Below are 13,070 nucleotides of genomic sequence, written 5' to 3' on the forward strand. Positions count from 1 at the left end.
GGACACCCGACATCACCGGTCCGCGCGCCGGCCATTCCTGGCGCCGGTACCGGCCTGGTGCCGGTCCTGGCTCGGGCTCTTCCGGCCACCGGCCGCCAGCCGCCTCGCATCCGTCGCTTTCGGCGGCCTGATCCAGCACTGATACACCTCGCGTGTCCCTCCGGCCCCGCCGGAGAACCTGCTACCTGTGTCGCCCCCCGCCGGGATCCGGGTCAGCCTCAGGGCGCACGTGGTCTCCTCCCGCCGGTGGATCCCCCGCGACCGGGGCGTTCTTAAGATCATCATTGGGGGCCGGTGACCGGCCGGGAAATGATCGGTGCGTGCGTCGCCGCGCGTATGGGGAACGGACTGACGGACCGGTGGACAACAACATGACACTGCTGGATGTACTGCTGGGCGCGGTCCGTGAGGCTCCCGGGCAGGTCGTCGTCCATGTCCGTGGCGACGGCAGCGAGTTGACCGTCGCTCTGCCCGAACTCCTCGACGACGCGCTGCACGTTGCCGGCGGTCTGCGGGAGACCGGCGTCGTGCCGGGGACCTGTGTGCCGTTGCTCGCCGATCGCAGCGAGGACTTCCAGCCCATGTTCTGGGGCACGCTCGCCGCCGGTCTCGTCCCCGTACCGCTGGCTCCCGACGCCCGGCGCGTCCTGCCGGTCTGGGAGCACCTGGGCCGGCCGCCCGTCGTCGTGGACGCGGCAACCGCACCGGTGGCCGGTGAACTGGCCGGTGACGTACGCGTTCTCACGCTCGACGTGCTGCGGCAGGGGCCCATGCTGCGGGAACCCGTCGTCGCCGGGCCGGACGAGGTCGCGTTCGTGCAGTTCTCCTCGGGGAGCACAGGTGCGCCCAAGGGTGTCGAGGTGACCCATCGTGCGGTGCTGGCCAATCTGGAGCAGATGCGGAAGGCCTCGGCGCTCGGTGCCGACGACGTCGTGGTCAGCTGGATGCCGTACTTCCATGACATGGGGCTCATCGGTACCCACCTCGCCCCGCTGGCCGCCCGCTCCAAGCAGGTGAAGATCGGTCCGCTGTCGTTCGCCAAGCGGCCCCGGATCTGGTTCGAGGTGGCGGACCGGCACCGGGCCACGGTGCTCTCCGCCGCCAACTTCGCCCTGGCGCTGGCCGTTCGGCGGGTTCCGGACGAGGTCTTCGCGCGGCTGGACCTGTCGGCCGTGCGGCTGATGCTGGTGGGCGCGGAGCCGATCGCGGCCACCGTGTGGCGGGAGTTCGCCCGTAAGACCCGCCCGGCGGGGCTGGATCCGGCGGCGGCCCAGCCGGTCTACGGACTGGCGGAGGCGACGCTGGCGGTGACCTTCCCGCCGCCGGGGGAAGTGGCCGAGCCGCTGGTCCTGGACCGGGTCTCGCTGAGCCGGGGTGTGGCGGTGGACTCGGTGGTGGGCGAGGGAGCCGTCGAGCTGATGGATGTCGGGGTTCCGGTGGCGGGATGCGCCGTACGGATCGTCGACGACGGGGGCGCGGAGCTCGGGGACCGGCGGGTCGGACACATCCTGGTGAGCGGCCCACAGCTGGCCCGCGGCTACCACGGACTTCCCGGCGTGAGCGCCGATGTGTTCTCCGGCGGGTGGCTGCGTAGCGGCGATCTGGGATTCCTGCGGGACGGACGGCTGTGCGTCACGGGGCGGCACAAGGATGTGCTGTTCCTCAACGGCCGGACCTTCCACGCCCCGGACACGGAGGCGGTCGCGGCGGCGACCCCCGGGCTGCCGCCCGGTGCTCCGGCGGTGATCGGCTCGACCGATCCCGTGACCGGCGGGGAACGGGTCGTCGTGTTCGTCCCCTGGGCCCGGCCCCCGGGCGAGGCGGCGGAGGTGCTCGAACGGGTCGCCGCCCGGGTGCGCGAGGCGCTGCTCCACGACGACGTACGGGTGCTGGCGCTGCCTCCGGGGGCCTTTCCCCGTACGACGAGCGGGAAGCTGCAACGGCAGCGGTTGCGGGAGCGGTTCGAGGCGGGCGGATGGAGGCCGGGGGAGGCTGATGCCTCTTCGGCCGGCGCGGGTGCCGGGCCCGGGTCAGCGTCTCGTGTGCCTCCTGTGCCCACCCTGCCGCCCGTACCGGCCGCGCCGCCCCGGTCGCGGGCCGAGGCCGAACAGGCCGTACGGGAGGTGTGGGCGCGTGTGCTGGGCCGGGACGCGGAGTCGATCGGGCTCCACGAGCCGTTCGGGAGCCTCGGGGGGACGTCGCTCAAGGCCATGGAGGTTCTCGTGGCGCTGGAGGACGCGTTCGGTCTGACGTTGCCGCCCGCGGTGATCCGGGACCACGGCACTGTCGCCGCACTCGCCGGTCATCTTCTGGCCACCTCCCTTCCGGGGCGCCCGGTGTCCGGCCCGGCGAGTGAGCCGCTTCCAGCGGCGGCGGACGCGTCCGCGGCCGTCATCGGGATGGCGTGCCGGTTCCCGGGCGCCGACACCCCCGACGCCTTCTGGGACCTGCTCATCGACGGGCACGACGCCGTCACCCCCGTACCGGACGGGCGATGGGACGATTCCCGGGCCCGGTGGGCACCAGCCCGGAAACGCTGGGGCGCTCTGCTCGACGACCCCGCCGCCTTCGACGCCGGCTACTTCGGCATCGGCGAGGACGAGGCCCGCGCGCTCGATCCGCAGGCGCGGCTCTTCCTCGAACTCGCCCATGAGGCCCTCGAACGTGCCGGCTACGCGGGGCCCCGCCGGCGCGGGCGCCGGATCGGGGTCTTCGCGGCCGTCGGGGAGAGCGGCTACCGGGAGGTGCTGGACCGCGCCTCCGCCGACGGGTCTCCCCTGCCCGGCGTGCTCACCGGCAACCTGCCCAGCCTCATCGCCGCCCGCGTCTCGCAGTGCCTCGACCTCGACGGTCCCGCGCTCGCCGTGGACACGGCCTGCTCGTCGGGGCTGGTGGCCCTGCACCTGGCGCGGCGCAGCCTTCTGGACGGGGAGTGCGACCTCGCCGTGGTCGGCGGGGTCAACCTCCACCTGACGTCCACCGGTCACCGTCTGCTGGAGGAGGCGCAGGCCCTCTCCCCCACGGGCCGCAGCCGCGCCTTCAGTGCGGACGCCGACGGCTTCGTGCCCGGTGAGGGCGGCGCGGCGGTCGTCCTGACGCGCCTGGATGCCGCTCGCACCGCCGACGACTCCGTACTCGCGGTGGTCCGGGGCACGGCCGTCAACAACGACGGCCGTTCGATGAGCCTCATGGCCCCCAATCCGCTGCGGCAGCGCGGGGTCATCAGCCGTGCGTACGAGGCGGCCGGTGTCGATCCCGCTTCGGTGACCTATGTGGAGGCCCATGGAACGGGCACGGCCGTGGGGGACCCGATCGAGCTGCGCTCGCTCGCCCACGCGTTTCCCGTACGGGCCGGCGGCGAGCCGCGGTTGCTCGGTTCGGTGAAGACGAACATCGGGCATCTGCTCAACGCTGCCGCGCTGCCGGCCCTGGTGAAGGTCGTGCTGGCGCTGAGCCACCGCAGGCTTCCTCCGTCGTTGCACCATGCGCCTCCCTCCCCGGGCCTCGCGCCCGCCGGTTTCTCCGTGGTGACCGAGGCCCGGGACTGGACCGCTTCCGGGCCGCTCGTGGCGGGCGTCAACGCCTTCGGTTTCGGCGGCACCAACGCGCACGCCGTGCTGGAGGAGGCCCCGCCCCGCGCCCCGTACGAGGGCGCCTCGGCCGGGCCGCGTCTGCTGACGCTGTCGGCCCGCAGCGCGGAGGGGCTGCGGGAGGCGGCGGACAGGTTGGCCGCTCACCTCGACCAGCACCCGGAGCTGGACGAAGGGGATGTGTGCCTGACCGCGAGCACATCCCGGGACGACGGCCCCTACCGGCTCGCCGTCGTCGCGGACGGTGATCTGCGTGCCAGGCTCACGGCACCCGTCCCGCCCGGGGAGGGTGTCGCCCGTTCGCGGCCGCTGCTCGTCTTCCTGTTTCCCGGGCAGGGCGCGCGGTTCCCCGGGCGGGACCGGGCGCTGTACCGTACGGCGCCGGTGTTCCGGGACACCCTCGACGAGGCATCCGCGCTCCTCGGGCCGGTGTGCGGTCGGCCGTTGGTGGACTGGGGGCTGGATCCGGACGCGGGCGCCGAGGCGCAGGCCAGGACGGAGGTGGCGCAGCCGCTGCTCGTCGCCTCCGGTGTCGCGCTCGCCCGGCAGTTGCGGGAGTGGGGCGTGGAGCCCGACGCGGTCGCCGGACACAGTGTCGGGGAGATAGCCGCCGCCTGTGTCAGCGGGGTGCTGACCCTGCGGGACGCCGTACGGTTCGCGGCCGAACGCGGCCGTCTCATGGGCGCGTTCACCGAGCCCGGCGCCATGATCGCCGTACGGGGAAGTGAGGAGGCCGTCGCCGCGGTGGTGGCGGAGGCCGACGGTGACCTCGCCGTGGCCGCGTACAACGGGCCGGGGCTTCAGGTGCTCTCCGGTTCCGTCTTCGCGGTGGAGAAGGCCGTCAGTGACCTCGATGCCCAGGGCATTCCCGTACGTCGTCTGCGGGTCTCCCATGCCTTCCACTCGCCGCTCATGCGCCCGGTCGCCCAGCAGGTCGCCGACGCGGCGCGTGCGCTCACCCTCCATGAAGCGTCCGTCCCTCTGATGAGTACGGTCACCGCCGAGTGGCAGCCGGTTCTTGGGCCGGAGTACCTGCGTGAACACGCCCTGCGGCCGGTGCTGTTCGGGGCCGCCGTGGAGCGCCTGGCCGGGGAGGGGTACGACACGTTCGTGGAGGTCGGGCACGGGGTGACCCTGTCCGGCGCGGCACGCGCGGCGGCGGGCCGGGGCGAGGCCGTGCTGGTCGTCCCCGCTCTCCCTCTCGGTGCCGACGACAGCACGTCGGGCGGTGACGGGCGCCGGGCGCTGCTGGAGACCATCGGGCGGCTGTGGTCGCGTGGTGTGCCGCTGGACCGTGCCGCGCTCGACGCGGACCAGCACCGGGTTCCGCTGCCCACCTACCCCTTCCGGCGCGACCGGTACTGGGCCGATCCGCCGGTGAGCCCGCTCCTGCACCGGGTGGTGTGGGAGGAAGCCGGCTTGCCCGAAGCGCCGGCGGCGGCCGTGCGTTCCGTCCTGTTGACCGGTTCTGACGCCCCGTCCGTCAGTCGGCTGGCCCGACAGCTCTGTGCCGAGGGCATCCGGCTGCACACCGGGGGCGAGGAACCACCGGACGCCGTCGTGCTGGTGGCCGGCCCCGCGCCCGCCGAGGAGGACGCCGACGCGCTCGGCCGGGCGCAGGCGACCGCGCTGGCCGCCTTCTACGAGGCTCTCGCCCGGCTGGACGAGACCCGGGCGAGCCGGATGCTGGTGCTGACGGAGGACGTCCACACCACGGGGGCCGCGACCGAGCGGCCGCGGCCGGCCCACGCGGTGCTGGCCGGACCGCTGCTGGCTCTGCCGCAGGAGACGCCGGGCTGCTCGGCCACCGGGGTGGACCTCTGCTCGCTGGACACACCTGCCCAGCGGCTCGCCGCCGTGCTCGCCGAACTCCGGGCCGGCAGCGCCCCGGGCGGGACCACCACGGTCGCCTGGCGCGCGGGCCGCAGGCTCACCCGGGGGATCGCGCCACTGACGGCGAGGGATGTGGCGGCGTCCCCGTCGCCGCCCGACGGCACCTTCCTCATCACCGGAGGCGGCGGCGGGATCGGGGGTGCGCTCGCCAGGGACCTGGCCGGAAGGGGCCGCCCCACGCTCGTACTCGCCGGGCGCTCCCCCCAGCCGCCCGCTGGGCTCGTCGAGGAGCTCCGGGCCCTGGGCGCCACCGTGCACTACCACGTGGCCGACGTGTCGGTGGAACGGGACGTCGACGCGCTCCTCGCCCGACTCCCCCGTCTGGACGGCCTCTTCCACGCGGCCGGGGTGGTCCGCCCCGGCACACTGCGGAACAGGAGCGCGCGGGAGACGGCCGACGCCCTGGCCGCAAAGACGCGGGGCACTTGGCTGCTCTCGGCGGCCCTGCGACGGCACGGGCTCACCCCGGCGGTCTGTGTCACGTTCTCCTCGGTCTCCGCCCTGCTGCCCGGACTGGCGGGCGCGCTGGGCGACTACGCGGGTGCCAACGCCTTCCTCGACGCGTTCGCCGCGTCGGAGCGGCGGGCTGGCAGGCCCTGGCAGTCCGTGAACCTCGCCGCGTTCGCCGAAACGGGCATGGCCGCCGCCTTCGGCACCGGAGCGGGGCCGGGTTCCGCCACCGTGCGGCGCGTCGGCAGTCGGCCGGTGGCCACCGCGCCCGCGCTGGCGGCGCTCCGGACGGCGTGGGGTGTCGACGCGGCGCAGCTGCTGCTGGCGGATCTGGCGCCGGCCGAGCCCCGCATCGTTGTCTCGGGAACCGTGGCGTCGCTGCCTGTGCCGCGGGCGGCGCCCGGGGCCGTAGCGGATGCCCAGCCTCTCTCCCTGCCGACGGCCGCAGATGTCGTTACGCGTTCCTCGGGTACCGCCGCGCTGTTGCGCCGGCTCCTGGCGGCGGCGTTGCGGCTGCCCCCCGCCGAGATCCCCGACGACGCGCCGTTCCTCTCCCTCGGCCTGGACTCGCTCGCCGCCGTCGACCTCGTCCGGCAGCTGGAGCGGGACCTGGGCGCCTCCCTGCCCGCCACGCTCTTCTTCGAGTACCGGACCGTCCGCGAACTGGCCGCGCACCTCGATGCCCCGGCCGGCCCGCCACCGCCGCCCACGGCAGCCCCCTCCCCCGTCGCGGAGGGGGTGCCCTTCCCACTCACCCCCGTCCAGCTGGCCCTGCACACCAGCGGGCGGCTCCACCCGGACATCCCGGCCCACGGATACGTACGCCAGACGGTCCAGGGGCCCCTGGACAGCGAACTCCTCGGCCGCGCGCTCACCGCGCTCGCCAACCGGCACACCATGCTGCGGGTCCGCGTCGAGGACCGCACGGACGAGAACGGCGCGACCGCACCCCGGCAGTACATCGCGCCACCCACCGCCCTGTCCTCCTGGTACGAGGTGCGGGAGTGCCCCGGGGGTATCGAGGACCTCGAAAGCGCCCTGCGCAACCGGCCGTTCGATCTCTCCGCCGAGCCTCCCGTGCGTGCGGTCCTGGCCCGGGAGAGCCCGGACCTGGCCCATCTGACGCTGGTCATCCACCATGTGGCCGGCGACGGCTACAGCCTCAACGTCCTCGCCGAGGAGCTCTGGTCGCTCTACACCGCCCTCGCCGACGGGGAGGAGCCTGCAACCGAGCCGTCACTGCCCGCTCTCGGCACCGACTTCGCGCGGTACTCCACCGCTGCCGCCGAGGAGCGCTCCTCGGCGGCCGGTGCCCAGGCTCTCGCCGCCGACCTGCGCTACTGGTCGGAGCGGCTGGCCACCCGGGGCGAGGCGCTGCGGCTGCCGTACGACGGCGATCCCGACGCCCTCCCGACCGCTCCCCTGGCGACCCATGGGAGCGCCCTCGACGCGCCGCTGACCACCGCGCTGGAGAAGCGGGCCGCCGAGCACGGCGTGAGCCTGTTCCATCTGCTGCTCGCCACCCAGGTGCGCTGCCTGGGCCGGTGGAGCGGACAGCGCGAGGTCGCGGTGAACGTGGCCCGCGCCCGGCGGGACGCCCGGCTGCCGGGTCTGGACCGGCTCGTGGGGCCGCTCGCCGACACTCTCCCGCTGCTCTGCGAGAGCCACCCGGAGGAGTCGGTGTGGGAGCTGGCGGAGCGGCTCGGGCGGGTCTGGCTGGACAGTGAGCGGCATGCGGGGCCCACCAGCCTCGACCTGGCCCGGCTGCTGCCGGGCCGGCCGGCCGGGGCGGGGCCACGGACGGTGAGCCCGGCCGGGTTCAGCTTCGCCCGCTTCCCGGCCGCTCTCGATGCGCGGTGCCCGGTGACCGTACGGCCGACCGCCGCCGGGACCGGCACCCCGGCGACCCGCCTCAGCCTGCTGTGCTGGCAGGACGGCACGGTCCTGCGCTTCTCCTGGAACTTCCCCGTCCGCCTCTTCGCACCGGAGACGGTGGCGCGTCTGGACCGCGACTTCCACGATGAGCTGGCCGCGCTCGCCGACACCGGGGCCGCACATCCGGAACCGGAGTCCAGGTCGGCCACGATCGTGGAGCGGCTGCTCGACCGGTTCCGGGCCACCCCGGACGCGGTCGCCGTCGACACGGGCGCCGAGACCCTGACGTACGGGGAACTCGACCATGTCTCCCACGCCCTCGCGGCCCGCCTCCTGGCCCACGGTGTCACTCCGGGAAGCCTGGTCGGGCTCCTGACCGAGCCGGGCGCCGACGCCGTCGTCTCGGTCGTCGCCGTCCTGCGCGCCGGTGCGGGCTGGGTGCCGCTGGACTCCGGCCACCCGACCGCGCGCCTCGCGGACCAGCTCGTCCGCTCGGGTGCCCGTACGGTGCTCTGCCACGCCGCCACCCGTGCGGCGGGCGAAGCCCTCGGTGACGTCACCCTGGTCTCCGCCGACATGGCGGAACCTGTTTCGCAGGGGTCTGCCGAAGAGCCGGTCGGCCCCGTCGACGCGGAGGCGATCGCCTACGTGATCTTCACCTCCGGCTCCACCGGGCGGCCCAAGGCCGTGCCCATCACCTACCGTTCGATGGAGAACTACCTCTCCTGGGCCATCGGCACCTTCGGGTACGACGAACACGACCGTCTCGCCCAGACCGCGTCGCTCTGCTTCGACGCCTCCGTCCGCCAGCTCCTCGCCCCGCTGCTCGTCGGAGCGGCCGTGGTGACGGTGGACCGGGACCTCCTGCGCGACCCCGACCTCCTGCTGACCCACGTCGAACACACCCGGATCACCGTGTGGAGCTCCGTACCCACCCTTTGGGAGCAGCTCCTCAGCGCCTCCGAGGAGCGGGTACGGCGCGGCATGCCCCGGCCGGACCTGTCCTCCCTCCGGTGGATCCACGTAGGCGGGGAGGCCCTGTCGCCCGCCCATGTACGCCGCTGGTTCGATCTCTTCGGCAGCGGACAGCGCATCGCCAATCTGTACGGGCCGACCGAAGCGACCATCAACACGACCTGCCACATCATCGGCGCCCGGCCCGGCGACGACGTACGGCATCTGCCCATCGGCCGCCCCGTGGCCGGGACGGACGTCGAGATCGTCGGTCCGGACGGGGATGTGCGGCAGCGCGGCGAGGCCGGCGAGCTCCTCATCGCCGGGATCGGCCTCACCCCCGGGTACCTCGGTGAACCCGCCCTGACCGAAGCCGCGTTCACGAGCCGGCGGGGGCGGCGCTGGTATCGCAGCGGCGACCGGGCACGGTTTGCCGAGGGCGGCACCCTGGAGTTCCTCGGGCGTCTGGACGACCAGGTGAAGGTCCGGGGCAACCGGGTCGAGCCCGGCGAGATCGAGGCCGTGCTCCGAGCCCGTCCGGACATCAGCCAGGCCGTCGTCCTCCTCCAGGACGGCCGCCTCGTGGCGTTCGTGACCCCGAGGGCGGGGGCGCCCGCCGTGGATGCCGTGGCAATCCGGCTCCATCTCGCCGGGACGCTGCCGCCGTACATGGTTCCGTCCCGCATCACCTCTGTCGCCGCGATGCCTCTCACCGGCACGGGCAAGATCGACCGGCGTCGGCTGCTCGCCCTCCCGGCGGATGCGCGGACGGAGGGCGGCGACCAGCCGGCCGAACCCGGGGACGTCCCCCGTACGGCGCCCCTGACACCGACGGAGGTCCGGCTGGCCCGCATCTGGTCCGTGCTGCTCCAGACCGACGACGTGTGCCGTGAGGACGACTTCTTCGCGCTGGGCGGCGACTCCCTGCTCGTGCTGGATGTGTTCGCCCGGCTGGAGAAGGAGGGCGGGCCGCTCCCCCGGCCGACCGTGATCTACCGTCACCGCACCCTGGCCGCCCTCGCCGCCGCGGTGGACACGGCCGCCGCAGGCCCTGCCGATCCGCCCGTCACCGCGGTGGACCCTGCGCTCCGGGACGCGGGAACGGGCGGGGCGGGCCCCCTGCCCTTCCCTCTGACGCCCACCCAGCGGGGTTTCCTGCTGGCCGAGGCCATCGCACCGGGTGGGGCATCGTCCTGGCTCACCCGGCTGCGCCTGCGCGGCCCGCTCGACACAGCCCGGTTCCAGCTGGCGGTGGACGCCCTCGTCGTACGGCATCCCATGCTGCGCACCGTCTTCCCCGCCGGAGCACGCCCGGCCGTACAGCAGGAGCTGCCGCCGTCGCTGCGCCTGCCGGTCGACTTCGAGACCCTCACCGGACCGCACGGCATCGACGACGCGACCGCCGCCGAACGCACCCGTCGCTTCGAACCCTGGGCCTGGCCCCTACTGCGCCTGCGGGTGCTCACCCTCGCCCCCGAGGAGCACGTCCTGCTGGTGCACGCGCACCACGTCATCGGTGACGGCTACAGCGCGGCGCTCCTGATCCGGGAGCTGACGACCGTGTACGACGCGCTGTCCCGTGGCGAAAAGCCGGCCCTGGCCCCGTTGCGCAGCACGTTCCGCGACCACGCCGCCCGTCTCGCCGTACGGGCGGACGCGACCGCCACCAGCGGTGCCGACGCCGTCGCGTCGGCGGCGACGCGGGACGGGAGCCGGTGGGCGCGGCTGAGCGCGCCCTACCGGCCACCGGTACTGAGCGCCGGGGCCGACGGGAGCAGCGGTGAGGCGAACCGTCACAGGCCGTTCCTGACCCACGGGTTCACCCTCGGGGCCGACCAGGCGGAGAAGCTGCGCGGCCTCGCCTCCCGCACCGGCGCCACCCTCTACGCCCCCGTGCTGACCGCCTACTACCGGGCGCTCGTGGCCACGACCGGCCGGGAGGACCTGGTGCTCGGTCTCGCCGTCAGCGGCAGGGACCTCGCCCTGCCGGACGCGCACCGGGTGTTCGGCCCCTACACCGCGGCCCTACCCCTGCGGCCGGCCGGTCCGGACTCCGGGCGTCCTTCGGGCGCGGACTTCGAGGAGGATCTACGGCGGATCGTCGCCGAGGCGACGGCGGCGCAGGTCCATGACGGTCCGGTGCCGTCGCTGCCCGACGGGCTGCCCCTGGCCTCACAGTTCTTCTTCACCTATCTGGACTTCTCCTCTCTCGGGCCGGAGAGCGGGCGAACCCTCACGGTCGGCCGTCAGGACGGCGCCGACGAGTACACCCCGCCTCCGGTCGGTACGGATGTGTTCCTGGCGGCCGGCCTGGACTCCGGGCGACTGCGGCTCACCGTCCGGGCGTCGGCGGCGGCGTTCACGCCGCAGGCGCTGGCCGCGTTCGCGGAGGCGGTACGGGACGCGCTGACGCACGCGGCGGCCGCGCCGGTGCGGGAGCCCGCGTCGGTGCCGAAGCAGCGGCGCGCCGGGAACCGGACCCTGGCCGGCCCGAACCCGAGCGGGTCCGGCCAGGAGCCGCACATGGATGCCGCGCTCATCGGCTACCTGCCGTCCCCGGCCCACCTCGCCCGGCTGGCCCGGCTGCCGGAGGCGGCGCTGCCCCGCGAGGAGCTGCGGACCCTGCTCTTCCCGGACGGCCGCCCGCGGCTCCTCGAAACCCTGAGCACCCCGCTGGGGCGTTCGGGCTTCGTGTGCGTCCCCCTGTTCGCGGACGAACTGGCACCAGGGGCCACCCTGCTCGGGCACACCGCACACGGCGTGGAACTCGCCTCGTCGTCCGGCGCCCGGTCCGTCTCGCTCGCCGGCATGATCCCTTCGCTCACCGGCTACGGGTTCGATGTCCTGCGCGCCATCGGCACCACCGGAGCGGCCACGGCCGTGACCACCGGCCATGCGGCGACCGTCGTCTCCGTCGTCAAGACCGTCCACGCCGCGCTCGACGCCACCGGTCAGGAACTGGGTTCCCTCACCGTCGCGTTCGTGGGGCTGGGCTCCATCGGTTCCTCCGCCCTGGAGCTGCTGCTCGGCCAGGCACAGACCCCGCCAGCCCGGCTCCTGCTGTGCGACGTACCGGGCAGCGGGCCCCGCCTCAAGGAACTGGCCGAACGCCTCCGCGCACGCGGACTCGCCGACGCCGTCGACGTCACCACATCGGACGGGGGGCTGCCCGACACGGTGTACGGGGCACGCCTGATCGTCGCGGCGGTCAGCGGCGGCGGCACGCTCCTGGACGTCGACCGTCTCGAATCCGGTACGACGGTGGTCGACGACTCGTTCCCGCACTGCTTCGACACCGGGCGCGCCATCGACCGGATGGACCGGGCGAGGGACGTCCTGGTCGTGGGCGGCGGGCTGCTGGGCATCGGGACCGTCGAACGGCGGGTGGCCGACGGACTGCCGGCCGCCGCGGTGGCCGGATACCTCGCCCAGCCCTCGATCCCGGGCACCATCGCCTCCTGCCGGCTGGAGTCCCTGCTCCACGCCTCCGGAGCGGAGGTGCCCCTCGTTCGCGGCCCGGTCGGGGCGGCCACCGGCCTGGCCTACTGGGCTGCGGCGGAAGCGGGCGGGACGGAGGCGGCGCCGCTCCATCTGCTCACCCGCACCATCGACGCGGAGGTGGCCCGCCGGATCCGGCAGAGGGCATTCCCGGAATAAACGTAAGAAGTGTCTCTCCGTGCCCCTCCGGACGACAGAAGGATCCGGACGGAGGGGCTCCGGAAAGGGGAAATCGCCCTCCGGCAAGGGAAGTTCACCTTCCGGCATCCCCTGATCCAGGGAAATCCCGGCAGATTCGCCGGTCCGCACCCCCACCGTTTCCCGGAAGCAAACGTGTGGCGCCACGCCCCTGCGGTCTACGCACGTCCATCAGCCGGTAATCGCGCCTTTGAGACATTTCTCTGCCGGCCCGTTGGCTGAATACGGTGCTGCTCCGGGCGCCGCGCTCCGACCTACGCTGCCGAACCGGTGCACATCAGCACCGTTCCCGCTCTCACAACTCCCGGAGCACATATGTCACTTCCCGAGATGGCCACCTCATTCGATCTCGACGCGCTGGACCTCGGTGAGATCACCGTCACCGCGATGCGCGACACGGCGGGGATCGGCGAGTCCACGTACTCGCTGTCGTCCTCCTCCTCGACCTCGTGTCAGGGCTGCAGCGGTTGCAGCGTGCAGCCGCCGCTGCAGCTCGACACCGCGTGACACAGGAACCGTGAGGGCTTCCGCGGCACCGCCCGGCCCCGTTCCGCGGCGCGGTGCCGCGGAGGCCCGCTCGCGTGCGAAACCGGCGCGTCCGAACCACCCGCC

General features: G+C 74.1%; 2 protein-coding genes. Both read left to right on the forward strand.

What is annotated here, in order from left to right; genetic code table 11:
• Positions 1-371: 371 nt before the first annotated feature.
• Positions 372-12,419, forward strand: a complete 12,048-nt coding sequence (locus AMK21_RS30580) for a hybrid non-ribosomal peptide synthetase/type I polyketide synthase (protein ID WP_073882480.1) — start codon at positions 372-374, stop codon at positions 12,417-12,419.
• A 369-nt stretch (positions 12,420-12,788) separates the two neighbouring features.
• The gene (locus AMK21_RS30585) at positions 12,789-12,965 is read left to right on the forward strand and encodes a thiazolylpeptide-type bacteriocin (RefSeq protein WP_225994999.1); all 177 of its coding nucleotides are present in this window, start codon (positions 12,789-12,791) and stop codon (positions 12,963-12,965) included.
• Positions 12,966-13,070 lie beyond the last annotated feature (105 nt).

The sequence above is a fragment of the Streptomyces sp. CB00316 genome (assembly GCF_001905595.1).
GTDB lineage: Bacteria > Actinomycetota > Actinomycetes > Streptomycetales > Streptomycetaceae > Streptomyces.